Below are 24,790 nucleotides of genomic sequence, written 5' to 3' on the forward strand. Positions count from 1 at the left end.
GTGGCGATCGGTTTTTGGATTATGCGCTCGGCTAGCCGCTAACGACGCAGGTCCGCTTTGCGCCCGCCGTCGTTTGACAGCTGCCGGACAGCTACCCACCCAATTCCAGCCATCATCCGTTCTCGTGTTCCGCGTCAGGCCAGCACCCGCTCGCCCTCGCGTAGTGTCAGCACCTCGACGCCGGTTGCCGTCACCGCCACCGTATGCTCGAACTGGGCGGAGAGCTTGCGGTCGTTGGTCACGACCGTCCAGCCGTCGTCGAGCGTCGTCACCTTGCGCGTGCCCTGGTTGAGCATCGGCTCGATCGTGAAGGTCATGCCCTCGCGCAGTTTCATGCCGGTGCCGGGGCGGCCGAAATGGAGGACCGAGGGTTCCTCGTGCATCTCGCGGCCGATGCCGTGGCCGCAATAGTCGCGGACCACCGCATAGCCGTGCTGCTTGGCATGGCGCTCGATCGCGGCGCCGATGTCGCCGAGCGTGGCACCTGGGCGGACCTGGGCGATGCCCTTCCACAGCGCTTCCTGCGTCACCTTCACCAGCCGCTTCGCCTGGGGAGAGACGGTGCCGACCATATAGGTCTTGCTCGAATCGGCGATGAAGCCGTTCTTTTCCAGCGTGATGTCGAGGTTGATGATGTCGCCGTCCTGCACGATCGTATCGGCGTCGGGCACGCCGTGGCAGACGACATGGTTGATCGAGCAGTTGAGCACGAAGCCATAGCCATATTGCCCCTTGCTCGCGGGGCGGGCGTGGAGCTCGTCGGTGATGTAGCGTTCGACCAGCGTGTCGATCTCCAGCGTCGACATGCCGGCGAGCGGCGTGCGGTCGAGCATCTCGAACACCTGGGCGAGGAGGCGCCCGGCCTCGCGCATCAGATCGAGTTCCTGCGGCGTCTTGACCATGTCAGGCGGCTTCGCGCGTGGGGGTGCCGACCTGCGCCTCGGCGAGCTGGCGGCGGACGATCTCGTTGAAGGGTAGGGTGGGGTTCGCCTCGGCGAGCATGCCGATCTTCATCCAATATTCGGCCTGGGCGTTGATCGAGCGGCACATGACCGCGCTGGCGCGGCGGGCCTCTTCGTGGAGGTCGTCGGCGATTTTTACGATGCCCATGGGTGCTCCGGCTTGGGTGAGACTATGGAGCGTATATGGTTCGTATATTGCTGGAGGGCAAGCCAGATTGGCCGCTACCGCGATGGATGGCCGCGCATCGCAACCACCGTCATTCCCGCGAAGGCGGGGATCCATTGTGCTGGGCGCTGGGGGAAAGAACCGGAGCATCAGCGCGAATGGATCCCCGCCTTCGCGGGGATGACGATGTATTTTGAGCCGGCGCTGCATCTTGAGGCGGCGATGTATTTTGAGGCGGCTGGGGCACCGCCGTCAGCGAAATGGGCTTGAGGTCGCTCAGCGCACCAGCGCGGCGGCTTCGCGGGCCTTGGCTTCGACCTCTTCCGGCGAGCCGCTGGCGATCCAGCTGCCGCCGACGCAGAGCACCGGATCGAAGGCGAGCCATTCGGGGGCGCTCGCCAGGCTGATGCCGCCGGTGGGGCAGAACTTCGCCTGGTAGAAGGGGGCGGCGAGCGCCTTGAGCGCCTTGAGCCCGCCCGAGGTTTCGGCCGGGAAGAATTTGAAATGGGTGAGGCCGAGGTCGAGCCCGCGCATGATGTCACCGGCATTGGCGATGCCCGGCAGGTACGGCACGCCGCTCTTCACGATCGCGTCGCAGAGCCGATCGGTCAGGCCGGGGGAGACGATGAATTCGGCATCCGCCTTCATCACCTGCTCGAATTGGGCGGTGTTCACCACCGTGCCGGCGCCGACGATCGCGCCCGGCACCTGCTTCATCTCGCGGATCGCGTCGAGCGCCGCCGGGGTGCGCATCGTTACTTCGAGCACCCGCAGTCCGCCCTTGACCAGCGCCTCGGCAAGCGGACGCGCCTTGGCGGCGTCGTCGATCACCAGCACCGGGATGACGGGTGCGGTGCGCATGATGGCTTCGATCGAAGGGCGGGTGTCGCTCACTGTGCATGCTCCTGGGCGAAGGCGGCGGCTGCGCCGTACAGGCCCGGTTGGGGATGGGTGATCAGCTTGACGGGGATCGTCGCCATCAGGGAGCGGAAGCGCCCCTTTGCGACGAATCGCTCGCCAAAGCCCGATTGCAGCAGATGGTCCTTGAGGCGCAAGCCCAGACCGCCGGCGATCACCACCGCGCTGGGGCCGTGGGCGAGGGCGAGATCGCCCGCCACCGCGCCGAGGCTGAGGCAGAAGCGATCGAGCGCGGCGACGGCCAGGCTGTCCTTGCCTTCGAGGGCCAGCGTCCAGATCGCCTTGTCGTCGAGCCGGGGCACCGATGCGCCCTCAAGCTCGGCCAGCGTCTCGTAGATCGACACGATCGCCGGGCCGGCGACGATGCGTTCCTTCGACACGCGCTGATAGGTCTTGCGCAGACGCTTGACGAAGGCGTCCTCGATCGGATCGAGCGGCGCGAAATCGCTATGGCCGCCCTCGGTCGCGATGATGTCATAGCCGCCGCGGTGACGGAACACCTGCGCGACGCCGAGGCCGGTGCCGGGGCCACAGACGGTGATCGAGCCCTTGTCGGGCAGCGACGTTTCGGGGCCGCAAAGATGAAGGAAATCCTCGTCGCCAAGCTGGGCGACGGCATGGCCGATCGCGGCGAAATCGTTGACGATCGTCCAGGTTTCGGCGCCGAGCCGATCGGGGATCAGCGGCGGGCGGATGATCCAGGGATTGTTGGTGAGCTTGATCAGATCGTTGTTGATCGGCGAGGCGACGGCGATCGCCGCCGCCTTGGGCACCGGCCGGCCGAGCTGATCGCCGAATGCGCGCCAGGCAAGCTGAAGGCTGGGGTGCTCGGCGACCTTCTGCGTCACCGGCTCGCTCATCGAGACGACGCGACCTTCGGCCACTTCCGCAACAGCAAAGCGGGCGTGCGTGCCCCCGATATCGACCGCGACGACTTCCATTCGCTTCCTGTTCCTCTCCAGACCGCCCATGTCAACGTTGCCAGACGGATCGCGCCCTTCTTCCCTCCCGTCGCCGCGATGTAAAGACCGCGGCGACGGATCGGGCGATTTACATGCGTTACAGTCCCGCTTCGGCCAGCATCGCCGACGCGCCCTTTTCGGCCTCGTCGCAGTGATGGCGCAGCATCGCGAACAGTTCGCGGCCGGTGCCGGTGGCGGGGGGCGGCGCGGCGACATGCTCGCGCGCATCCCATTCGGCATCGTCGACCAGCACCTCGAGCGTGCCCGCTTCGGCATCGAGGCGGATGATGTCGCCATCGCGAACCTTGCCGATCGGGCCGCCGCCCAGCGCCTCGGGCGACAGATGGATCGCGCAGGGCACCTTGCCGCTGGCGCCCGACATCCGGCCATCGGTGACGAGCGCGACCTTGAACCCGCGATTCTGGATGACGCCGAGCGGCGGCGTCAGCTTGTGCAGCTCGGGCATGCCGTTGGCGCGCGGTCCCTGGAAGCGGACGACGACGACGACGTCGCGATCGAGCTCGCCGGCCTTGAACGCCGTCTGCACCTCCGCCTGGTCGGCGAACACGCGGGCCGGTGCCTCGATCACCCAGCGCTCGCGCTCGACCGCCGACACCTTGATGCAGGCGCGGCCCAGCCGGCCCTTGAGGATGCGGAACCCGCCCTCGGGCGAGAAGGGCGCATCGACGGTGCGGACGATGGCGTCGTCACCGCTCTGTTCGCCATGCTCGTTCCAGACGAGCTTGTCGTCCTTGATATCGGGCTTTCGGCCATAGGCGGCCATGCCGTCCTTCGCGATGGTGAGCGTATCGCCGTGCATCAGGCCGCCGCGCAGCAATTCCTTGATGACGAAGGACGGACCGCCGGCATCCTCGAACTGATTCACGTCCGCCGACCCGTTCGGATAGACGCGGGTGAGCAGCGGCACCGCGCGCGACAGGCGATCGAAATCGTCCCAGTCGATCACGATGCCGGCTGCGCGCGCAAAGGCGGGGACGTGGATCAGGTGGTTGGTCGAGCCGCCGGTCGCGAGCAGCACGATCGCGGCGTTCACGATCGCGCGCTCGTCGACGACATGGCCGATCGGGCGATAATCATCCCCGTTCCAGCCGATCTCCGCGAGGCGGTGGACGGCGGCGCGGGTGAGTTCCTGGCGCAGCTTGGTCTGCGGATTGGCGAAGGCGGCGCCGGGGACGTGGAGGCCCATCGCCTCCATCATCATCTGGTTCGAGTTGGCGGTGCCATAGAAGGTACAGGTGCCCTTGCCGTGATAGGCGGCGATCTCCGCCTCGAGCAGCTCCTCGCGCGTGGCCTTGCCCTCGGCGAAGCGCTCGCGGACTGCGGCCTTGTCCTTGTTGGCGAGGCCGGAGCGCATCGGGCCGCCGGGCACCATCACCATCGGCAGATGGCCGAAGCGCAGCGCGCCCATCAGCAGGCCGGGGACGATCTTGTCGCAGATGCCGAGCAGCGCCGCGCCTTCGAACACGCGGTGGCTGAGCGACACCGCCGTCGACAGGGCGATCGTGTCGCGGCTGAACAGCGACAGCTCCATGCCCTGATAGCCCTGGGTCACGCCGTCGCACATCGCCGGCACGCCGCCCGCGACCTGCGCGGTGGCGCCCGCCTCGAGCGCCCAGACCTTCATCTGTTCGGGGTAGCGATAATAGGTCGCGTGCGCGGACAGCATGTCGTTGTACGCGGTGACGATGCCGATGTTCATCCGCGCGCCCGACTTCATCATGTCGCGCTGCTCGTCGGTGCCGGCATAGGCATGGGCGAGATTGGCGCAGCCGAGCTTCGGCCGGTCATTGCCCGATTCGCGCTCGCGGCGGATCAGATCGAGATAGGCGGCGCGGCCGGGCTTCGACCGTTCGATGATGCGATCGGTGACCGCGGCGATTTCGGGATGGAGGTTGGGCATTTACGCGCTCCAGTGAATGTCGACCGGCAGTTCGGCGTCGGCGAGGACGCGGCCCACCGGATAGGTGGAAGACGCCCCCTGTTCGATCGCGGCTTCGAGCACGTCGCGCTTTGCCTGGCCGGTGATCGCGATCGTCAGCGCGCGGGCGGAGACGATCGCCGCGCGCGACAGGGTGACGCGGGCGACGGGCGCCTCGGGCGGCAGCGGATCGGGCATCACGCCCAGCGCGCGCCGCTCACGCGGGCCATTGAGCGCTTCGTCATAATCGTTGCCGGGGAAGATCGACGCGCAATGCCCGTCGCCGCCGACGCCGAGCAGGCAGAGATCGAGCGGCCAGTGCAGATCCTGAAGCCGGGCATCGGCGGCGCGGCCGATCGCCTTGTAATCCTCGGCCTTTTCGCTGACCAGCGGGATCACCCGGGCACCGCGCGGAATGAAGACCTTGCCGATCGCGGTGACGTTGGACAGCGGATCGCCGAGCGGCACGATGCGATCGTCGCCGGGAATGATCGTCACCCGCTTCCAGTCGAGCTTGGCTGTGACCAGCTTTTCATAGATCGGCAGCGGCGTCTTGCCGCCGGCCAGCGCGACGACGGCCGCGCCGCGCGCGTCGATCGCGCTTTCGATGATGAACTGGATGTCGCCGGCGACGGCCTCGGCCATCTCGTCCGCGTCATCATAGTCCCACCATTCGATTTCGGTCGTCATGTCAGCTCCTTGGATTTCGGTGGGACCGGATCAACGGCCATGCGGCCATGCGGGTCCGATATAGGGTGGGTGGGGCGGTTTGGCACGAACGCTGCGGCGTTCCTTCCAGTCGTCATCCCCGCGGAGGCGGGGATTGATTCGCCTGTGCGCTTCGGGAAAAGAGCCGACGCCTCCAGGGCAATGGATCCCCGCCTTCGCGGGGATGACGATCGCCTGGAAGGCGGCTCGGACTTTTTCATCACGCCGCCTCATTCATCTCATTCGTGCCAGTGGACGCCGTCGCGCTCGGTCAGCGCGATCGAAAGCGACGGGCCCCAGCTGCCCGAAGCATAGGGCTTGGGCTTGAGATCATTGGCTTCCCAGCCGGCGCGGATCGCGTCCACCCATTCCCACTGCGCCTCCACCTCGTCGCGACGGACGAACAGCGTCGGGTCGCCCTCGATCAGGTCGAGCAGCAGGCGTTCATAGGCGATGCGGCGGCGGGTGCCGGCGAATTCGGTATCGAGGCTGAGGTTCAGCGGCACTTCGCGCAGGCGATAGCCCTCGCGATCGAGGCCGGGCTGCTTGGCCATTACCAGCAGCTGGACATATTCCTCCGGCTGGAGACGGATCACCAGCGCGTTGGGCTGAAGCATGCCGCCGCGTTCGGCGAAGATCGAATGCGGCACCGGCTTGAACTGGATGACGATTTCGGAGCGCCGCTCGGTCAGCCGCTTGCCGGTGCGAAGGTAGAAGGGCACGCCCTGCCAGCGCCAATTGTCGACATGCGCCTTGATCGCGACGAAGGTCTCGGTGCGCGAATCCTTGCCGAGATCGGTGGTGTAATCGCGGACGATCTGGCCCTTCACCGCGCCGCCGCCATATTGGCCGACCACGGTCATGTTCGGCGCCTCGGCGACCGGGATTTTGCGCAGCGACCGAAGCACCTTGACCTTTTCGTCGCGGATCGAGGTGCCGTCGAAGCGGGCAGGGGGCTCCATCGCGATCAGCGCGACGAGCTGGAGAATATGGTTCTGCACCATATCGCGCAGCGCGCCGGTATCGTCATAGAAGCCCGCGCGGCCTTCGAGGCCCACGGTTTCGGACACGGTGATCTGCACGCTATCGATCCCGCGCGCGTTCCACACCGGCTCGAACAGCGAGTTGCCAAAGCGCAGCGCCAGGATGTTCTGGACGGTTTCCTTGCCGAGATAGTGATCGATGCGGAAGGTGCGTTCCTCGGGGAAGGCCGAGGCGACGATGTCGTTGATCTCGCGGCTGGAGGCGAGATCGCGGCCGAGCGGCTTTTCCAGGCTGATGCGGACATTCTCACCGGCGAGGCCCGCCGATTCGAGACCCTTGATCGTCGGGCCGAACAGCCAGGGCGCGGTCGACAGGAAGATGGCGAGCCCGCCCGAGATGTCGCCGATCTTTTCCTTGAGCTCGGCATAGCCCTCGATCGTCGAGGCATCGAGCGGCTGATAGAACAGGCGATCGAGAAAGCCCGGGACAGCGCTGTCGTCCTTGCGGTCGGCAGGCAGGAACTGATCAAGCGCTTTGCTCGCGAATTCGCGGTAGCCGGCGTCGTCGAGTTCGGACCGGGCGGTGCCGGTGATCGTGAGGTCCGGCGGCAGCAGGCCATCGGCGTGGAGCGCGTAAAGCGAGGGCAGCAGCATACGCTGGGCGAGATCGCCGGTGGCTCCGAACAGCAGCAATTTGCCCACGGGCTGTTGCATCATTTCCCTCTCAAATGGTTCGCCCCGCGAGACACCAATGCGCGCGAAAGATCAAGCCGGAGGGGCGAATAGCGGTGCGGCTGGCGGCAAAATGCTGCCGGCGGCGCGGTGTGGGGAAGGGGGCAACATGCGCGACTCGTGCCTGGATGGCCCCCTCCACCATTCGCTGTGCGAATGGTCCCCCTCCCCGTGCCGGGGAGGAATTTTTAGAGGACCAGCCCGGCGACCGGATCGAGGCCCGCCATGATGTTGAGGTTCTGCACCGCGGCGCCGGCGGCGCCCTTGCCGAGATTGTCGAGCGTCGCGATCAGCCGCACCTGGCGCGTCTCGTCATTGCCGAACACGCGCAGGCTCAGCCGGTCGGTGCCGGCATCGGCCTCGATCGAGACGGTGGCGACATCGGCGGGGAGAACGCGCACGACCGGCGAATCGCGATACGCCTCGCGCATCACATTCTCGATCGACTCGACCGATGGGCGGCGGGTGAAGGCGTGGAGCGGCAGCGGCACTTCCACCACCATGCCGCGATAGGTGCGCGCGACGGCGGGCATGAAGATCGGCGGATGTTCGAGCCGGGCATGCTTCTGCATCTCAGGCACATGCTTGTGCGCGAGCGACAGGCCATAGGGGCGGAACGCGGTTTCGGTGCGATCCGGACCGTCGCCTTCGAATTCGGTGATCATCGCGCGGCCGCCGCCCGAATAGCCCGAGGTGGCGTTGACGCTGAGCGGATAATCATGCGGCACCAGCCCTGCGCGAATCAGCGGGCGGACGAGCGCGAGAAAGCCGGTGGGATAGCAGCCGGGATTGCTAACCCGCGCGGCCTCCGCGATCGCGGCGGCCTGGCCGGGTTCGAGCTCGGCAAAGCCATAGCTCCAGTCGGGCGCGACGCGGTGCGCAGTCGAAGCGTCGATCACGCGGACGCGATCGTTGCTGATCATCGCCACGGCTTCGCGCGCGGCGTCGTCGGGAAGGCACAGGATGACGAAATCGGCGTCGTTGAGCGCCTGTTCGCGCCGCGCCGGATCCTTCCGATCGGCATCGTCGAGCAGGATGAGGTCGATTTCGGGCCGGCCGGAAAGCCGTTCGCGAATCTCGAGCCCGGTGGTGCCGACCGCACCGTCGATGAACACGCGCGCGATCATTCGGTCTCTCCCAAGGCCGAGGCGTCGACATATCCTACCAGACCCTGGCGCGGCGCGACACCCCAGGCGCGGCCGCCGGCGAGTTCGAGCATTTCGAACGGATCGCCGGGAATCAATGTTGCGAGCAACTCCGCATCGGGGCGCGGCGCGGCGATCAGCGCGGCGGCGACACGAACGATTCGGGGAAGCGGCGCGGCATAATGCGGCGCGAAGACACGATCCGCGAGGCGGATGTCGGCGAGATCCGGGCGGACGGCGTCCACCCGGGGATCGACGGCGCACGAACGGCCGCCGAGCGCAAACCGCTTATACGTGGGCGCTGGTGACGCTGGACTCGCCGATGTGGTTGCCGGCGAGGAAATGCCCGAACTCTGCAAGAAACTCTGCCCCTTCCGCGGTGCGCGCGACGAAGATGTTGCGCTTGTCGCTGTCGTCGCGCTGGCGGCGCAGATAGCCGAGCGTGCCCAGCCTGTTCAAGGCGCGTGTAACGACGGGCTTCGAGACGTTCAACGCCCGCGCCAGACCGCGGACCGTATGCGGCCCCGGATCAAGATACACAAGCATCAACAGCGCCATCTGGCGGTTGGTGAGATCGGGTTCGCCGGAGCGAACATAATCGATCAGGGTGTTCTTCCAAGAAGATAGCGTCTGGTCGGACATTGCGTTCACAGCTTCTACTCGTTCGTTTCGAGCCCGGCGCGGCATCGATTCGTCCAAGAAACGCCCATTGTCGCCGTAGGTTTCAGTGCGACGGCGGAATGTTTTTCCTGAACCTTTGCATATAAATGAAGCCGTGGCCGGGTTGTTGCGACGAGGCGGCACGCCGGCGACCCGCGGGGGCGCGATGGGGCGGTTGATTGCGCGGGGTTGCTGGCCTATGTCGCGCGCTTATCCAACAGGCTGCGGAATCCATGTTCACCTTCCTCCTCATCGTCCAGTTCATCATCGCCGCGCTCCTGGTGGGGGTGATTCTTCTGCAGAAGTCGGAGGGAGGCGGCCTGACCACGGGGGGAAGCCCCGGCGGGCTGATGTCGGCGCGCGGCGCGGCGGATTTCCTGACGCGCTCGACCGCGATCCTGGCGACCGCGTTCATCCTGATGAGCATCGTGCTGGCGTTCCTCGCTTCCACCCGCCAGTCGTCGGCGATCGATCCGACGCTGCAGCGCACCGCGCCCGCAGCCGCGGTTGCCGTGCCGCAGGCGGCGCCGAGCGCCGCGCCGGCCGATGCGGCGAACGCAACGGCGCCGGCGGGCAACAGCCAGGTTCCGTTCAGCCAGTAATCCTTCGCTGTCCGCCGGTTTTTTGCGGCGGACGATCATAAAAAAAAGCGTGCCGGCGGGATTCGACCGCTTGCCGGTGCGCGTCCATTCACGTTAGGCGTTTTCCCCCATGGCGCGGTATATTTTCATCACCGGCGGCGTGGTCTCCTCGCTTGGCAAGGGTCTGATGGCGGCGAGCCTCGCGGCTTTGCTCCAGGCTCGTGGCTATCGGGTCCGCATCCGCAAGTTCGATCCCTATCTCAACGTCGATCCCGGCACGATGTCGCCGCACCAGCATGGTGAGGTGTATGTGACCGACGACGGCGCCGAGACCGATCTCGACCTCGGCCATTACGAGCGCTTCACCGGCGTCGCCTCGCGGCAGGCGGACAACGTCACTTCGGGCCGGATCTACAAGACGATCATCGAGCGCGAGCGGCGCGGCGATTATCTGGGCGCCACGGTGCAGGTGATCCCGCACGTCACCGACGCGATCAAGGCGTTCGCCCAGGCGGAGACCGACGACCTGGATTTCGTGCTGTGCGAGATCGGCGGCACGGTGGGCGACATCGAATCTCTGCCGTTCATCGAGGCGATTCGCCAGCTGCGCAACGATCTGGGCCGCGGCCAGACGGTGAGCATCCACGTGACGCTGGTGCCGTTCATCGCGGCGGCGGGCGAGCTCAAGACCAAGCCGACCCAGCACAGCGTGCGCGAACTCGCAGCGCTTGGCGTGCAGCCCGACGTGCTGGTGTGCCGTTCCGAACGCGACCTGCCGCCGGGCGAGCGCGCCAAGATCGCGCAGTTCTGCAACGTGCCCGCATCGGCGGTGATCCCCGCGCTCGATGCGAAGAGCATCTATGCGGTGCCGCTGCAATATCATGGCGAGGGGCTCGACATCGAAGTGCTCAAGGCGTTCGGCATCGAGCCCGGCGCCTCGCCCGACCTCGGCCGCTGGACCGAAATCGTCGAACGGCTGGAGAATCCCGAAGGCGAAGTGACGATCGGCGTGGTCGGCAAATATATGGGCGTCCCCGATGCGTATAAGTCGCTGACCGAGGCGCTGGTGCATGGCGGCATCGCCAATCGGGTGAAGGTCAATATCCGCTGGCTCGACGCCGAGCTGTTCGAGCAGGAAGAGGCGGAAGTCGCCGCGATGCTGGAGCCGATGCACGGCATCCTCGTCCCCGGCGGGTTCGGCGAGCGCGGCAGCGAGGGCAAGATCGCCGGCGTCCGCTTTGCCCGCGAGCGCAACGTGCCGTTCTTCGGCATCTGCCTGGGCATGCAGATGGCGTGCATCGAAGGCGTGCGGGCGCAGGGCGTGCAGGATGCATCGACCACCGAATTCGGCCCGACCGACGAGCCGGTGGTGGGCATGATCACCGAATGGATGAGCGTCGACGGCCTGCAGAAGCGCGAGGCCGGCGGCGATATGGGCGGCACGATGCGGCTGGGCGCCTATCCGGCGAAACTCGGCGGCAACAGCGTGGTCGCGTCGATCTATGGCGGTGACGAGATCGAGGAACGCCACCGCCACCGCTATGAGGTGAATACCGCGTACAAGCCGGTGCTCGAACAGGGCGGACTCGTCTTCTCCGGCATGTCGCCCGACGGCACGCTGCCGGAGATCGTCGAGCGGCCGGACCATCCCTGGTTCGTCGGCGTGCAGTTCCATCCCGAGCTCAAGTCCAAGCCGTTCGATCCGCACCCGCTGTTCGCCAGCTTCATCGAGGCGGCGGTCAAGCATTCGCGGCTCGTCTGACCGGATGCGGCGCCGGACGCTCGTTGCCGCGCTGGCACTGCTGGCACTGTCCAACGCGCCGGTGCCGGCGGCTGCGCCCGAGCCTGGCACGGTGCGCGTCCGGCTGGTGACGAGCGCCGGCGCGATCACCGTGGCGCTCGACGCCCGGCATGCGCCGAAAACCGTCGCCAATTTCCTCGCCTATGTCGATGACGGCCGGTTCGACGGCACCAATTTCTACCGGACCGCGCGGCGCAAGGGCAATCCGGCGATGGGGTTCATCCAAGGCGGCATCGGCACCGATGCGCGCCGGATGCTCGATCCGTTGGCGCTCGAGCCGACCAGCCAGACCGGCATCCGCCACACCAGCGGCACGATTTCGATGGCGCACGGGCCGAACCCCGATTCGGCGAACGGCAATTTCTCGATCATGGTCGGCGACAATCCCGGTCTCGACGCGCGCGGCGGCTATCGCGGCTTTGCGGCGTTCGGCCACGTCATCGCCGGCATGGATGTCGTCAAGCGGATCCTGGCGATGCCCTCCGGCGGCGGGCGCGACGTGATGCGCGGGCAGATGATCCTGAAGCCGGTGACGATCCTCCGCGCCGAACGGCTCGACGGCGTCGCCAAGCCGTCCGGCCGCGTCAAACCCTGGCTGCTGGGGCTGCCCAAGCGCGACTGAGCGCCAGCGATCGTCCCGGCCGTTGTGCGATATCGCACTTCGGGACACGCCCGCCTGTGCCATGAAGACCCGGTCGAACCAGTCGGTCCGTTGGCCGAATCCGGTGCGGCGGCGCCAATCCGCGCATCGGGGTTCGGGTCGTTTCGGCAGGGCGGGCCGCCGGCTCGTCGCGTATCCCCGTATCCGTACAGGAGGAAAGGATGGCTGACGCATTCACCAAGCATCTCCAGCAATTCGGCTATAACGCGATCGCGTTGCCCACGGCGCGCTTTTCCGCGCTGTCGCTGGTGTATGAACTTCGCGGCAAGCGCGGCTGGCTCAACGATTTTGACGCGCTGAGCGAGGGCGCCACGGGCCAGGCGCCGCCGGTCTCACCACCCAGCATGGAGCCCGACTTTTCGGGCAAGGTGGTCCGTTCGCTCGATGCTAGCGGCACGCTGAACGTGCTGGGGGGGCTGATCTCGGCGCTCGGCGGTGGCACGCTGGGGTTGAGCGGCGGCCTGCAACGCGCCAGCACCGTCACCTTCCAATATGGCGACGTCACGATGGTGGACGTGAGCCCGGTCAGGCTCGACAAGTTCCTGCGAACGGCGCCGGCGCCCGCCGCCGATGAGCTGCTCGGCCGCTACCTTGACGACAATCTCTGGGTGGCGACGCGCGTGCTTCGTTCGCGCCGCTTCACCATTGCGTTGCAGGATTCGCGTGGCACGAGCCTCGGTCTCGATATTCCCGTCATCCAGAACATGATCGGGGCGGCGGTGAAGGTCGAGCATTCGGTGGCGATCGAAGGCGCGATCAGCTTCACCGGAACGCAGGATGTCAGCTTTGCCTTCCAAGCCTATCTCGTCGAACGGAAGGGCGCGGGCATGACGCTTTACCCGTCGCGCGCGGGCGAGGTCCGGACGCGCGAGTTCTTCTTTGCGGACGAGGACATCGCGGAAGCGAAGCTGCTGCCGCCGCAGCCGATCGATGACGGCGAGGGGCTGTTGTTCGACGTCGACACGATGGAAGGCGCCGAGGCGCGCTGACCAAGCAAAGGGCGCCCGGGCCGAAACCCGGACGCCCCCGACGCGGCGCCTAAAGGGAGGGTGCGCCGCGCTTGCCGTCTGCTCAGGCGGCGTTGGCCGTGCGATGGTCGATCGCGGACGGCTCGCTGCCGGTGCCGACGGTGATCTTCTTCGGCTTCATCGCCTCGGGCACTTCGCGCACCAGCTCGATCGTCAGCAGCCCATCGGCCAGATCGGCGCTTTCCACCCGCACGAAATCGGCGAGTTCGAAACGGCGCTCGAAGCTGCGGTTGGCGATGCCGAGATGCAGGAAATTGCCCTGGTTGTTCTCGTTCTCGCCCGCCTTGCGGCCGGCGACCAGCAACAGGTTCTGCTGGGCGGTGATGTCGATCTCGTCAGCCTTGAAACCGGCGACGGCGATCGTGATCCGATAGCGGTCTTCCGCCAGTCGTTCCAAGTTGAACGGCGGATAATTTTCCGATCCGGCCTGACGCGCGCTGGATTCGAGCAAGTCGAACAGGCGATCGAAGCCAATGGCCGAACGACGGAACGGGGTGAAATCAAACTGACGCATCTTCAAATCCTCCAATGAGCAATGTGAACGTCCTTGCCGGCGTGCCCGGGTTATTCCGCGACACATGGCGCACGGCCCGTCCGGCGCCGTGTGAGCGCTATTTTGGAATGCGCCATCCGAGTTTCAAGTGCGCCAATGCGCGCGCGAAATGCGACAGGAAACCGCGGCTAGGGATGTCCCAACAAAGGCTTGTTCGCTAAATCCTATCTAATGCGTGGATATTAAAGCGTCTCCAAGGGGAAAGCAGATGAGCCCATTCTTTCCGTTGTTGTTCGCCGCGCCGCTCCAGACGGTGCCGGCACCGGCCATCGAGCCGCCTGCGCAGGCGGAGCCGGGCAAAGGCACCGACATCGTCGTCACCGCGCGCCGCCGCGAGGAGCGCGTCCAGGAGGTACCGATCGCCATATCGGTGCTGAGCGGCACGGATCTCGACCAGGCGGGCGCGTTCAACGTTTCGCGCATCCAGCAATCGCAGCCGGCGTTGCAGTTCTATTCGAGCAACCCGCGCAACACCGCGATCAACATCCGCGGCCTGGGCGCGCCGTTCGGCCTGACCAATGACGGGATCGAGCAGGGCGTCGGCTTCTATGTCGACGGCGTCTATATCGGCCGGGTGGGTGCATCGACCTTCGATTTCGTCGATGTCGATCGGGTGGAGGTGCTGCGCGGGCCGCAGGGCACGCTCTACGGCAAGAACACCACCGCCGGGGCGATCAACATCACCACGCGCGCGCCGAGCTTCACGCCGGAGGTGCGCGGCGAGGTGAGCGTCGGCGATTACAACTTCTTCCAGCTCAAGGCATCGGCCTCGGCGCCGATCGCCGACGACAAGCTGGCGGTGCGCCTCTCGACATCGGTATCGAAGCGGCGTGGCACGATCTACAACACCACCACCGACAGCTATCTGCACCGGCTCGACAATTACGGGCTGCGCGGGCAGCTACTGTGGCGCGCGGCGCCGAATTTGGATGTGACGCTATCGGGTGATTTCAACCTTCAGAACCCGCTGTGCTGCGTGCAATATTATGTCCGCACCGGCGCGACGCAGCGACCGCTCAACCGGCAATATGCAGCGCTGGCGGCGGCATTCGGCTATGCACCGCCGAGCACCGATCCGTTCGACCGCAAGACCGACCTGGATGCCGACATCAATTCGCGGCAGGAGATCGGCGGCGCGTCGCTGGTGGCGAATTGGGATATCGGCCCGGCGACGGTCACTTCGGTCACCGCCTGGCGCTACTGGGACTGGAAGCCGGCGAACGACCGCGACTTCACCGGCCTGCCGATCACCATTGTTTCGCAGAACCCGTCGCAGCAGAAGCAGGTGACGCAGGAGCTGCGGATCGCATCGAATGGCACCAACAAGCTCGACTATACCGCCGGCGTGTTCGCGTTCCACCAGACGATCGACACGCAGGGAGCACAGGTGCAGGGATCGGCGGCTAGCCGCTGGCTGCTCAATCCGTCAACCGCAGCGGCGAACGACCCCGCGACGCTCGACGGGCTTACCTCGACGAACACGATCGCGTTCGACAACACGAGCTTCGCGGTGTTCGGCAAGCTCAACTGGGAGGTCGCACCCAAGCTGCGCTTCCAGCCGGGTCTGCGGCTGAACTATGACAAGAAGACCGGTTCCTACCTGGCGGTGGTGACGACCGGCAGCGGCAGCACCAGCCTGACGAGCGAGCAGCGCGGCGTGCTGGCGCCGCAGGATTATTCGGCCCGGTTCAGCGACTGGAACGTCTCCGGCGATGCCACGCTTTCCTATGATGTCGCGCGCGACGTGCACGCTTATGCGACCTATGCGCGCAGCTTCAAATCGGGCGGAATCAACCTGTCCGGCCTGCCGCTCGACGCCAGCAACAATCCGATCCAGGCGGCCGCCTCGGTGAAGCCCGAAAAGGTCAACCATTTCGAGGTGGGGCTGAAGACACAGTTCCTCGATCGACGCGCGACGCTGAACATCGCCGGCTTCTGGACCGACGTGAAGGATTACCAGGCGACCGTGACCAACGGCCAGCTGGGGGTGATTCGCGGCTATCTCGCCAATGCGGACCGGGTGCGGTCGCGCGGCGTTGAGTTCGATTCGAACGTCCAGCCGAACGACCGGCTCAAACTCTATGCCAACGGCGCCTTCACCGACGCCCGCTATGTCCGCTTCCGTGACGCGCCATGCCCGCCGGAGCTTTCGGGCGGCGCGAGCAGCCCGGCCAATTGCGACATTTCAGGCCGGGTGCTGCCGGGCATCTCCAAATGGGCGTTCGGCTATGGTGGTGAGGTCAACGTGCCCGCCGGTGAGGGCCAGGTCTATCTCGGCTATGACGGCAACTGGCGCTCGCGCTTCTCGTCCAACCCGTCGCCATCGGCCTATACCTGGATCGACGGCTATTCGCTGTCGAACTTCCGGCTGGGCTATCGCAAGAACCGGCTGAATGCCTTTGCCTGGGTCCGCAACGCGTTCGACCAGCATTATTTCGAGCTGCTGTCGGTGCAATCGGGCAACACCGGGCTGATCGTTGGCCAGCCGGGCGATCCGCGCACATGGGGGTTCACGATCAGCAGTTCGTTCTGATCGCGACACTGGCTGACCTCTCGCCATGGCCAGGGGAGGTTGGCGGGCGGGGCGGGCAACCGCTCCGCCCGATCGCTCGTCGATGATGCGACCATGCCAGAATCGCAAACGCCCGGACCGTTTCCGATCCGAGCGCCTGCGTGACGAATGCTCGTCAGCCCCCTTGACTGGACCCCGCTCAAACACCCGCACTTGCCTGCAGGTGGAACTGGGATCCTCCCCGAACCACGGCCTTTTTGGTTGCCTGCGTTTCGACGATTTGTTGGTACGGTGCCCGGCCGGTCTTGTCACCGTAGGACGTGGCTTGTGGTGAAGATTGGCGTCACCCTGTGTCGATTCGGCAACAGCGATTTGGGACGTCTGGCCGCGCACGCGGCCGCGCGATGCATCACGGCGCTTCCGTTCCGCCGAAACTGGCTCTAGAGCCGCGCCATGCTGATATCACGCTATGAGCGGATGATCGCCCGTCGCTACCTGCTGCCCGGCCGCAGCGAAGCCTTTATCGCGGTGGTTGCGGGGTTCAGCCTCGTCGCCGTGATGCTGGGCGTCGCAGCGTTGATCGTGGTGATGAGCGTGATGAACGGGTTCCGCGCCGAACTGTTCGACAAGATCGCCGGCCTCAACGGGCATGCCGTGGTCCAGGGCTATGGCAACCAGTTGCGCGACTGGCGCCGCATCGCCGACGAGGCGAAGGCGATCCCCGGTGTCACCGCCGCCACGCCGCTGATCGAACAGCCGCTGTTCGCCAGCTTCAACGGCCGCGTCGAATTCGCGCTGGTCCGCGGCCTTCGCGTGCAGGACATCGTCAACAACCCGACGCTGAAGGGCAAGGAGATCCTGGGTTCGTTCAAGGATCTGAAGCCCGGCAGCGAGCAGGTGGCGATCGGATCGCGGCTGGCCGAGGCGCTGGGGGCGACGATCGGCAGCCGCATCTCGATCATCAACCCGCAGGGATCGGCGACACCGTTCGGTACGATGCCGCGGATCGTGCAGTATCGCGTCGCCGCGATCTTCGAGGTGGGCGTCTATGACTATGACAAGGCGTATATCATCATGCCGATGCAGGACGCCCAGACGCTGCTGCTGATGGGCGACACGGTGGGCATGGTGCGGATCGACACGAGCAACCCGGACAAGATCGAGGATGTCGTCGGCCCGCTTTCGGAGAAGGTGGGCGATGTCGGCCAGATCACCGACTGGCGGCAGATGAACCGCGAACTGTTCGAGGCGCTGTCGGTCGACCGGGTGGTGTCGTTCACGATCCTGTCGATCATCCTGCTCGTCGCATCGTTCAACATCATCTCGTCGCTGATCATGCTGGTGCGCGCCAAGACGCGCGACATCGCGGTGCTGCGCACGATGGGTGCGACGCGGGGCAGCCTGATCCGCATCTTCGTGACGGTCGGCACCACGATCGGCACGCTCGGCGTGGCGGCGGGGGGCGTGCTGGCGTTCTTCTTCATCACCTTCCGCGCGCAGGTGGTGTGGCTGATCGGGGTGTTTACCGGCGAGAAGGTGTGGGACCCGCAGGTGCGCTTCCTGACCGAGCTGCCGGCCAAGACCGATCCGCTGCAGACCTTCGCGATCTGCGCGATGGCGCTGCTGTTCGCATTCCTCGCGACGCTCTATCCGGCGTGGAAGGCGGCGAGCACCGATCCCGTCCAGGTGCTGCGCTATGAGTGAGCCGGTTCTCCAGACGCGCGACCTGCGCCGCAGCTTCGAGCAGGGCGGGGTGCGGATCGACGTCTTGCGCGGCGTCGACCTCGACGTCCAGCCGGGCGAGATCGTCGCGCTGCTCGGGCCGTCGGGATCGGGCAAGTCGACGCTGCTCCAGGCGGTGGGCCTGCTCGAAGGCGGGTTCGAGGGATCAATCCGGGTCGTGGGCGTCGAGGCGGCGAAGCTGGGTGCGGGCGGGCGCACCGACCTGCGCCGCGACAGGCTGGGCTTCGTCTATCAGTTCCACCACCTGCTGCCCGATTTCAACGCGATCGAGAATGTGGTGCTGCCGCAGCTGATCCGCGGCGCCGAACGGCCGGCGGCGGAGACGCGCGCGAGCGAGCTGCTGACGCTGTTGGGGCTGGGCCACCGGCTGACGCACCGGCCCAACCAGCTGTCCGGCGGCGAGCAGCAGCGCGTGGCGGTGGCGCGCGCGCTCGCCAACCGGCCGCCGCTCGTGCTGGCTGACGAGCCGACCGGCAACCTAGACGAGGCGACGTCGGACCGCGTGTTCGTCGAATTCCTCAACCTCGTCCGGGGCGAAGGATCGGCAGCGCTGGTGGCGACGCATAACGAACGGCTCGCATCGCGGATGGACCGCGTAGTCCGTCTGGTCGAGGGCCGGCTGGAGAACGTCGCATGACGCAAGCGATCACATCGATCCCGGTGACCACGCCGGACGGCAAGACGAGCGATCTTTCCGACTATGCCGGTCAGGTGTTGCTGATCGTCAACACGGCATCGAAATGCGGTTTCACCCCGCAATATGCCGAGCTGGAAGCGCTGTGGCGGCAATATCGCGATCGCGGCTTCGCGGTGCTGGCCTTTCCGTGCAACCAGTTCGGCGCGCAGGAACCGGGCGACGCCGACGAGATCGCGCGTTTCTGTTCGCTGACCTATGACGTCAGCTTTCCGGTCTATGCCAAGATCGACGTGAACGGCACCAACGCCGCGCCGCTGTTCCAGACGCTGAAGGCGCAGGCGCCGGGCGTGCTGGGGACCGAGGCGATCAAGTGGAACTTCACCAAGTTCCTCGTCGATCGCGACGGCCGGGTGGTCGATCGCTTTGCGCCGACCACTGCCCCGCGCGACATCGCTGGCGCGATCGAGGCGCTGCTGTAACCGGCACCGATGCTGATGGGGGTACGGCCGGGGAGGAAAGGGGGGGCTCTCCCCGGCCGATGACCAACCTTGTCGCAACACAGGCCGAGTCGCCATTCCGTGCTGTGACGGTCCGGGGCCGCGCGTTAAGGGGCGTTCCTGAGGCGAGGCCGCCGGCCAGTGCGATCAAAGCTGTGGAGAAGCCGGCGAGCGGGTTGGCAAATCGTCACCCGCGCCCCTAGGTTCGGGCATGGCGCATTCCGGTTTCGTCCCGCTTCGGGTTTTCTCCTGCTACACCATGCTCGAAGGGGCGATCGACCCCAAGGCGATCGCCAAGCACGCCAAGAGCCGCGGCTTCCCCGCCATCGCCGTTGCCGATCGCAACGGCCTTTATGCCGCGATGAGCTTTTCGGACGCCGCCAAGAAGGCGGGCGTCCAGCCGATCGTCGGCACGCTGCTGGCGGTGAAGCGCTCGAACCTCGCCGAGGGTCTGAACGTGCCCATCGACTGGCTGGCGCTCTACGCGCAGGACCAGACCGGCTATGAGAATCTCTGCCACCTCGTCTCGCAGGCGCATCTCGATCGCCCGATCGAGGAGGACGCGCATGTCCCCTTCGCGGCGCTCGCCGGCCACACCGACGGGCTGATCTGCCTGACCGCCGGTGCCGAGGGCGCGCTCGCCCGGCTCTATGTCGATGGGCAGGACAAGACGGCCGAGGCCTATGCGACGCAGCTGGAGGCGCTGTTCCCCGAGCGGCTCTATATCGAGATCGCCCGGCGCCAGAATGACGTGGAGACCCGGGCCGAGCACAAGCTGATCGACCTCGCCTATGCGCGGGGCCTCCCGCTGGTGGGCACCAATCCCGCCTGCTTCGCCGAGGCCGATTTCTACGACGCGCACGACGCGATGCTGTGCATCGCCAACTCCACCTATCTCGAAACCGACGACCGCCCGCGCTCCTCGCCCGAGGCCTGGCTCAAGCCGGCCGAGACGATGAAGACCAATTTCGCCGACCTGCCCGAGGCGATCGAGAACACGCTCGTCGTGGCGCAGCGCTGCGCCTATGCCGCGCCCAAGCGCAAGCCGATCCTGCCCAGCCTCGCCGGCGACCGCGAGGGCGAGGCGGCGATGCTGCGCGAGCGGAGCTGGGCCGGCCTGAAGGACCGGCTCGACTTCGCCGGCATCACCGATCCTTCGGAAGTGGAGGTATATAACAAGCGCCTCCAGTTCGAGCTCGACATCATCATCCAGATGGGTTTCCCGGGCTACTTCCTGATCGTTGCCGACTTCATCCAATGGGCGAAGTCGAACGATATTCCGGTGGGGCCGGGGCGTGGTTCGGGTGCAGGCTCGGCGGTCGCATGGGCGCTGACCATCACCGATCTCGATCCGCTCAAGCTCGGCCTGCTGTTCGAACGCTTCCTCAATCCGGAACGCGTCTCGATGCCCGACTTCGACATCGACTTCTGCGAAACCCGGCGCGGCGAAGTGATCCGCTATGTGCAGGAGAAATACGGCCGCGACCACGTCGCGCAGATCATCACCTTCGGGACGATGAAGGCGCGCGCGGTGATCAAGGACGTCGGCCGCGTGCTGCAGATGAGCTATGGCCAGGTCGATCGCCTCGCCAAGCAGATCCCCAACCATCCGACCGATCCCTGGACGCTGGAGCGCACGCTCAACGGTGTCAGCGAATTCCTCGCCGAATATAACGGCAATGAGGATGTGAAGCGCCTCGTCGACCTGTCGATGCGGATGGAAGGCCTGCCGCGCCACAGCTCGACCCACGCAGCCGGCGTGGTGATCGGCGACCGGCCGCTCGCGCAGCTGGTGCCGCTCTATCGCGATCCGCGCTCGGACATGCCCGTCACCCAGTTCGACATGAAGAATGTCGAAGGCGCGGGATTGGTGAAGTTCGACTTTCTCGGCCTCAAGACGCTGTCGGTGCTCAAGAAGGCGGTGGTGCTGCTCGCCAAGCGCGGCGTCGACGTGAACCTCGACCGGCTCGATTGGGACGACGAGGGCGTCTATGCACTGCTCCAGCGCGGCGACACGGTGGGCGTGTTCCAGCTCGAATCCGAAGGCATGCGGCGCACGCTCACCGCGGTGCGGCCGACCAATTTCGGCGACATCGTCGCGCTCGTCTCGCTCTACCGCCCGGGCCCGATGGACAACATTCCGATGTTCGGCGCGCGCAAGGCCGGGCGCGAGCCGATCGTCTATCCGCATGACCTGCTCGAGCCGATCCTGAAGGAGACCTACGGGATCTTCGTCTATCAGGAACAGGTGATGCAGGCCGCGCAGATCCTCGCCGGCTATACGCTGGGCGGCGCAGACATGCTGCGGCGCGCGATGGGCAAGAAGGTCAAGGCGGAGATGGACGCGCAGCGCAGCATCTTCGTCAAGGGCTGCAAGGAGGTGAACGACATCCCGGCGGCCAAGGCCAACGAGCTGTTCGACTTGATCGACAAGTTCGCCGGCTACGGCTTCAACAAGTCGCACGCCGCCGCCTACGCGCTGCTCGCCTACCAGACGGCGTGGCTGAAGGCGCACCATCCGCACGAATTCTTCGCCGCCTCGATGGCCTACGACATCCACCAGACCGACAAGCTGGCGGTGTTCGCCGACGACATGCGGCGGCTGGGGATCGAGGCGCTGTCGCCGGACATCAACGCCAGCGAAGCTGACTTCACCGTGCAGGCGCATGGGCAAGGGTTGGCGGTGCGCTATGCCCTCGGCGCGCTGAAGGGCGTGGGCGAGCGGGCGATGGAGCTGCTGGTCGAGGAGCGCGAGAAGAACGGCCGCTTCGCCAGCCTCGACGATTTCGCCAAGCGCGTCGATCCGCGCGTGCTCAACAAGCGCCAGCTGGAGACGCTGGCCTCGGCGGGTGCGTTCGACAGCATCGAGCCGAACCGGGCCGGCGTGCATGCCGCGGCCGAGACGATTCTCGCGGTCGCCCAGCGCGACCATGCCAGCCGCGCCAGCGGGCAGGGCGGCCTGTTCGGCGATGCCGAGCCTGCCGGGGGCGGGATCACCGTGCCCAAGGATGCGGTGTGGACCATGTCCGACCGAATCAATGCCGAGAAGGACGCTTTCGGCTATTATTTCTCCGCCCATCCGCTCGACCGCTACGAGCATCTGTTCCGGGGGCAGGGTGTGCGCGACATCGCCTCGCTGCCCGAGATTCAGATACCGGAGGGGGCACGGGTCAATGCGCAGATCGCCGCGCTGATCGAGGATTGCCGTTACCGCACCTCGGCGCGGGGCAACCGCTATCTGATGGCGACGATTTCGGACCGGAGCGCGCAGATCCAGACCTCGTGCTTCGACGAGCTGATCGCCAAGGACATGGAGGAATGCGCCAAGGGCAGCGGCTGCGCGATCCTGACGCTGGAATTGGACAAGCGAGCGGGCGAGGACACACCGCGCGCCGCGGTGAAGCGGGTACAGCCGTTCGATTCGCTGGCGGGCACGACGCAGCTGGTGATGGAAATCCGCATCGAGGATCCGGCGGTGCCGGCGCGGCTGGCCGAGCTTGTCGGCGAACTGCGCGGTGGGGGCAGGGGCGAGATCCTGGTCCATGCGCCGATCGAGGGCGGCGAGGCGACAGTGATGCTGGGGCGGGGCTTCCGGCTGGACACCGAACTGGCGGCGCGGATCGAGGGGATGCCGGGCGTGAAGGCGGCGTCGCTGATGCCCGCGAGCATGAAGCTGGCTGCGGCGGCTTGAGGTTGGGCGCCATCTAGCCTTTCGCCCGCTAGCCCCCTCCACATTCGCTGGCGCGAATGGTCCCCCTCCCCCGGAGCATAGCTCCGAGGGAGGAAGCACTCGTCAGCAAGTAGCGAGCGTCTCCTCCCTCGGCGAAGCCGGGGGAGGGGGACCGCGCCGCGCCAGCGGCGTGGTGGAGGGGGCATGTCGACGACTGAGTATGTCGCCCCCGCCCAGCAACACGATGTAACGCCCAACCCTCTCGACTCCTGCAGGTGAAGGCGTATCCTCCGTTCAAACAGCCACGCAATGGAGAGGCATATGCTGGGCGGTATGCAGGATTTCGAGCTTCGGGTATCCACCTTGCTCGATCACGCGGCGCGCGAACACGGCCCGCGCGAAATCGTCACGCGCTGGGCGGACGGCAGCGAGACGCGGACCAACTGGGCTGGCATCGCGCACGACGCTCGACGGATGGCGCAGGCGCTGGAGCGGCTGGGCATCCGCAAGGGCGATCGTGTCGCGACGCTGGCGATGAACCACAGTCGCCACCTCGTCGCCTGGTATGGCGTGACGGGGATGGGTGCGCTGATCCACACGATCAACCCGCGCCTGTTCGACGACCAGCTGGTGTTCATCGCCAACCATGCCGAGGACCGGGTGCTGCTTTATGACCGGATGTTCGCGCCGATCGTGGAGCGGCTGCGCCCGCAATGGACGTCGATCGAGCATTATATCTGTTTCGACGATCTGGGTCCGGACGGATTCGAGGCGTGGATCGCGGCCGAGGACGGTGATTATGCCTGGGTGACGGGCGACGAGCGCGAACCGATGATGCTGTGCTATACCAGCGGCACCACGGGCAATCCCAAGGGCGTCGTCTATACCCACCGTTCGACGGTGCTGCACGCGCTGACCGAGCTTCAGCCCGCCGAGTTCGACCTTTCGACCCAGTCGGTGGCGATGCCGATCGTGCCGATGTTCCATGCGGTCGGCTGGGGCCTGCCCTGGGCCGGGGCGGCGGTGGGCGCGAAGTTCGTCTTTTCCACGGTCAACGATCCCAAGACGCTGTGCGAGCTGATGAACCGCGAGAAGGTGACGCATTCGGCCGGGGTGCCGACGGTATGGTTCGCGATGTTCCAGTATATGGACGCGACCGGCGCCGCGCCCGAGCATCTGCGCATCGTCACGATCGGCGGATCGGCGGCGCCGCGCGCGATGATCGAACGGCTGATGAAGATGGGCGTGCGGGTCAACCACGCCTGGGGCATGACCGAGACGAGCCCGATCGGCACGATGGGCGCACCGTCGCCCGACTGGGATACGCTGAGCTTCGAGGCGCAGGTCGATCAGGTGTGCAAGCAGGGCAAGGTGCCGTACGGCGTCGAGCTGCGCGTCGTCGACGACAATGGCGTGGTGCTGCCGCGCGACGGCAAGAGCTCAGGCCGGTTGCAGGTGCGCGGGCCGTGGGTGGTCGGTCGCTATTTCCGCGACGAGGCGCCGGCGGTCGACGGCGACAACTGGTTCGATACGGGCGACGTCGCGGTGATGCATCCGGACGGCGTGATGCAGATCACCGACCGGGCGAAGGACGTGATCAAGTCCGGCGGCGAATGGATCAGCTCGGTCGAGCTGGAGAATTGCGCGGTCGGCTGCGCGGGCGTCGCCGAGGCGGCGGCGATCGGCGTGCACCATCCGCGCTGGGAGGAGCGGCCGATCCTGCTCGTCGTGCGCCAGCCGGGCAGCAGCGTGAGCGAGGCGGAAATCCTTGCGCATCTCGGCCGGCACGTCGCCAGATGGTGGCTGCCGGACGAGATCCACTTCGTCGAAAGCCTGCCGCACACGGCGACCGGCAAGCTGCTCAAGATGGAAATCCGCCAGCGCTACAAGGATTATTCGCTGAAGGCGGCGTGAGGCGCGCCGTCACCCCGG

The 24,790-nt window shown here is 66.3% G+C and carries 21 protein-coding genes; 10 read left to right on the forward strand and 11 right to left on the reverse strand.

Annotation, left to right across the window (positions count from 1 at the left end; translation table 11 throughout):
• Window positions 1-134 precede the first annotated feature (134 nt).
• The 10 genes from map to ACX40Y_RS17500 form a co-directional block, all read right to left on the reverse strand.
• Complete coding sequence (map, locus tag ACX40Y_RS17455; RefSeq protein WP_459120851.1) at window positions 135-902, reverse strand: type I methionyl aminopeptidase; 768 nt, start codon at window positions 900-902, stop codon at window positions 135-137.
• Window position 903: 1 nt separating this feature from the next.
• The gene (locus ACX40Y_RS17460; protein ID WP_459120852.1) at window positions 904-1,110 is read right to left on the reverse strand and encodes a ParD-like family protein; all 207 of its coding nucleotides are present in this window, start codon (window positions 1,108-1,110) and stop codon (window positions 904-906) included.
• A 294-nt stretch (window positions 1,111-1,404) separates the two neighbouring features.
• On the reverse strand, window positions 1,405-2,022 hold the full coding sequence (eda, locus tag ACX40Y_RS17465) for a bifunctional 4-hydroxy-2-oxoglutarate aldolase/2-dehydro-3-deoxy-phosphogluconate aldolase (RefSeq protein WP_459120853.1): 618 nt from the start codon (window positions 2,020-2,022) through the stop codon (window positions 1,405-1,407).
• Window positions 2,019-2,987, reverse strand: coding sequence for a glucokinase (glk, locus tag ACX40Y_RS17470; protein WP_459120854.1), 969 nt, complete (start codon window positions 2,985-2,987; stop codon window positions 2,019-2,021). Before glk ends, eda begins: the two co-directional genes overlap by 4 nt.
• Window positions 2,988-3,105: 118 nt before the next feature.
• Window positions 3,106-4,929: a phosphogluconate dehydratase gene (edd, locus tag ACX40Y_RS17475; RefSeq protein WP_459120855.1), complete on the reverse strand. Its 1,824-nt coding sequence runs from the start codon at window positions 4,927-4,929 to the stop codon at window positions 3,106-3,108.
• Entirely contained in the window at window positions 4,930-5,637 is a 708-nt protein-coding gene (gene pgl, locus ACX40Y_RS17480; protein ID WP_459120856.1) for a 6-phosphogluconolactonase, read from the reverse strand.
• 257 nt (window positions 5,638-5,894) lie between these two features.
• Window positions 5,895-7,355, reverse strand: coding sequence for a glucose-6-phosphate dehydrogenase (zwf, locus tag ACX40Y_RS17485; protein WP_459120857.1), 1,461 nt, complete (start codon window positions 7,353-7,355; stop codon window positions 5,895-5,897).
• A gap of 203 nt (window positions 7,356-7,558) precedes the next feature.
• Window positions 7,559-8,497, reverse strand: coding sequence for an N-acetyl-gamma-glutamyl-phosphate reductase (gene argC / locus ACX40Y_RS17490; RefSeq protein WP_459120858.1), 939 nt, complete (start codon window positions 8,495-8,497; stop codon window positions 7,559-7,561).
• Window positions 8,494-8,760 carry an SH3 domain-containing protein gene (locus ACX40Y_RS17495; RefSeq protein WP_459120859.1) on the reverse strand — a complete coding sequence of 89 codons (267 nt, stop codon included), beginning with the start codon at window positions 8,758-8,760 and terminating at the stop codon, window positions 8,494-8,496. Before ACX40Y_RS17495 ends, argC begins: the two co-directional genes overlap by 4 nt.
• A 43-nt stretch (window positions 8,761-8,803) precedes the next feature.
• Window positions 8,804-9,157 (reverse strand): MarR family transcriptional regulator, encoded by a 354-nt coding sequence (locus ACX40Y_RS17500; RefSeq protein ID WP_459120860.1) that lies wholly within the window; start codon window positions 9,155-9,157, stop codon window positions 8,804-8,806.
• Window positions 9,158-9,408: 251 nt separating this feature from the next.
• Between ACX40Y_RS17500 and secG the strand changes: the two genes are divergently transcribed.
• The 4 genes from secG to ACX40Y_RS17520 all read left to right on the forward strand — a co-directional run bounded on the left by secG (window position 9,409) and on the right by ACX40Y_RS17520 (window position 13,207).
• Window positions 9,409-9,777, forward strand: a complete 369-nt coding sequence (secG, locus tag ACX40Y_RS17505) for a preprotein translocase subunit SecG (protein ID WP_459120861.1) — start codon at window positions 9,409-9,411, stop codon at window positions 9,775-9,777.
• A gap of 109 nt (window positions 9,778-9,886) precedes the next feature.
• Window positions 9,887-11,518 carry a CTP synthase gene (locus ACX40Y_RS17510; protein WP_459120862.1) on the forward strand — a complete coding sequence of 544 codons (1,632 nt, stop codon included), beginning with the start codon at window positions 9,887-9,889 and terminating at the stop codon, window positions 11,516-11,518.
• 4 nt (window positions 11,519-11,522) lie between these two features.
• Window positions 11,523-12,179 carry a peptidylprolyl isomerase gene (locus tag ACX40Y_RS17515; RefSeq protein ID WP_459120863.1) on the forward strand — a complete coding sequence of 219 codons (657 nt, stop codon included), beginning with the start codon at window positions 11,523-11,525 and terminating at the stop codon, window positions 12,177-12,179.
• Between the two features lie 200 nt (window positions 12,180-12,379).
• Window positions 12,380-13,207 (forward strand): gasdermin, encoded by an 828-nt coding sequence (locus ACX40Y_RS17520; RefSeq protein ID WP_459120864.1) that lies wholly within the window; start codon window positions 12,380-12,382, stop codon window positions 13,205-13,207.
• An 82-nt stretch (window positions 13,208-13,289) separates the two neighbouring features.
• Here the strand turns inward: ACX40Y_RS17520 and ACX40Y_RS17525 are convergent, their stop codons facing one another.
• A complete protein-coding gene (locus ACX40Y_RS17525) occupies window positions 13,290-13,760 on the reverse strand; it encodes an Hsp20 family protein (protein ID WP_459120865.1) in 471 nt (156 codons plus the stop codon).
• Between the two features lie 247 nt (window positions 13,761-14,007).
• Between ACX40Y_RS17525 and ACX40Y_RS17530 the strand changes: the two genes are divergently transcribed.
• The 6 genes from ACX40Y_RS17530 to ACX40Y_RS17555 all read left to right on the forward strand — a co-directional run bounded on the left by ACX40Y_RS17530 (window position 14,008) and on the right by ACX40Y_RS17555 (window position 24,772).
• Window positions 14,008-16,332 carry a TonB-dependent receptor gene (locus ACX40Y_RS17530; RefSeq protein ID WP_459120866.1) on the forward strand — a complete coding sequence of 775 codons (2,325 nt, stop codon included), beginning with the start codon at window positions 14,008-14,010 and terminating at the stop codon, window positions 16,330-16,332.
• A 432-nt stretch (window positions 16,333-16,764) separates the two neighbouring features.
• Window positions 16,765-18,015: a lipoprotein-releasing ABC transporter permease subunit gene (locus tag ACX40Y_RS17535; RefSeq protein ID WP_459120867.1), complete on the forward strand. Its 1,251-nt coding sequence runs from the start codon at window positions 16,765-16,767 to the stop codon at window positions 18,013-18,015.
• Window positions 18,008-18,691 carry an ABC transporter ATP-binding protein gene (locus tag ACX40Y_RS17540; protein WP_459120868.1) on the forward strand — a complete coding sequence of 228 codons (684 nt, stop codon included), beginning with the start codon at window positions 18,008-18,010 and terminating at the stop codon, window positions 18,689-18,691. The genes ACX40Y_RS17535 and ACX40Y_RS17540 overlap by 8 nt, the downstream gene beginning before the upstream one ends.
• Window positions 18,688-19,170, forward strand: a complete 483-nt coding sequence (locus ACX40Y_RS17545; RefSeq protein ID WP_459120869.1) for a glutathione peroxidase — start codon at window positions 18,688-18,690, stop codon at window positions 19,168-19,170. The genes ACX40Y_RS17540 and ACX40Y_RS17545 overlap by 4 nt, the downstream gene beginning before the upstream one ends.
• A gap of 229 nt (window positions 19,171-19,399) precedes the next feature.
• On the forward strand, window positions 19,400-22,879 hold the full coding sequence (dnaE, locus tag ACX40Y_RS17550) for a DNA polymerase III subunit alpha (RefSeq protein WP_459120870.1): 3,480 nt from the start codon (window positions 19,400-19,402) through the stop codon (window positions 22,877-22,879).
• 300 nt (window positions 22,880-23,179) lie between these two features.
• Window positions 23,180-24,772, forward strand: a complete 1,593-nt coding sequence (locus ACX40Y_RS17555) for a long-chain fatty acid--CoA ligase (protein ID WP_459120871.1) — start codon at window positions 23,180-23,182, stop codon at window positions 24,770-24,772.
• Window positions 24,773-24,790: the final 18 nt, after the last annotated feature.

Source organism: Sphingomonas sp. RS6, assembly GCF_054489705.1.

Coding starts and splice junctions, on each gene's coding strand:
- glk (WP_459120854.1), bottom strand. CDS start 2,987: ATGGAAGTCGTCGCGGTCGATATCGGGGGCACGCACGCCCGCTTTGCT.
- ACX40Y_RS17555 (WP_459120871.1), top strand. CDS start 23,180: ATGCTGGGCGGTATGCAGGATTTCGAGCTTCGGGTATCCACCTTGCTC.
- ACX40Y_RS17540 (WP_459120868.1), top strand. CDS start 18,008: ATGAGTGAGCCGGTTCTCCAGACGCGCGACCTGCGCCGCAGCTTCGAG.
- ACX40Y_RS17460 (WP_459120852.1), bottom strand. CDS start 1,110: ATGGGCATCGTAAAAATCGCCGACGACCTCCACGAAGAGGCCCGCCGC.
- edd (WP_459120855.1), bottom strand. CDS start 4,929: ATGCCCAACCTCCATCCCGAAATCGCCGCGGTCACCGATCGCATCATC.
- pgl (WP_459120856.1), bottom strand. CDS start 5,637: ATGACGACCGAAATCGAATGGTGGGACTATGATGACGCGGACGAGATG.
- ACX40Y_RS17500 (WP_459120860.1), bottom strand. CDS start 9,157: ATGTCCGACCAGACGCTATCTTCTTGGAAGAACACCCTGATCGATTAT.
- dnaE (WP_459120870.1), top strand. CDS start 19,400: ATGGCGCATTCCGGTTTCGTCCCGCTTCGGGTTTTCTCCTGCTACACC.
- secG (WP_459120861.1), top strand. CDS start 9,409: ATGTTCACCTTCCTCCTCATCGTCCAGTTCATCATCGCCGCGCTCCTG.
- ACX40Y_RS17530 (WP_459120866.1), top strand. CDS start 14,008: ATGAGCCCATTCTTTCCGTTGTTGTTCGCCGCGCCGCTCCAGACGGTG.
- ACX40Y_RS17525 (WP_459120865.1), bottom strand. CDS start 13,760: ATGCGTCAGTTTGATTTCACCCCGTTCCGTCGTTCGGCCATTGGCTTC.
- ACX40Y_RS17510 (WP_459120862.1), top strand. CDS start 9,887: ATGGCGCGGTATATTTTCATCACCGGCGGCGTGGTCTCCTCGCTTGGC.
- zwf (WP_459120857.1), bottom strand. CDS start 7,355: ATGATGCAACAGCCCGTGGGCAAATTGCTGCTGTTCGGAGCCACCGGC.
- ACX40Y_RS17515 (WP_459120863.1), top strand. CDS start 11,523: ATGCGGCGCCGGACGCTCGTTGCCGCGCTGGCACTGCTGGCACTGTCC.
- argC (WP_459120858.1), bottom strand. CDS start 8,497: ATGATCGCGCGCGTGTTCATCGACGGTGCGGTCGGCACCACCGGGCTC.
- map (WP_459120851.1), bottom strand. CDS start 902: ATGGTCAAGACGCCGCAGGAACTCGATCTGATGCGCGAGGCCGGGCGC.
- ACX40Y_RS17535 (WP_459120867.1), top strand. CDS start 16,765: ATGCTGATATCACGCTATGAGCGGATGATCGCCCGTCGCTACCTGCTG.
- ACX40Y_RS17545 (WP_459120869.1), top strand. CDS start 18,688: ATGACGCAAGCGATCACATCGATCCCGGTGACCACGCCGGACGGCAAG.
- ACX40Y_RS17520 (WP_459120864.1), top strand. CDS start 12,380: ATGGCTGACGCATTCACCAAGCATCTCCAGCAATTCGGCTATAACGCG.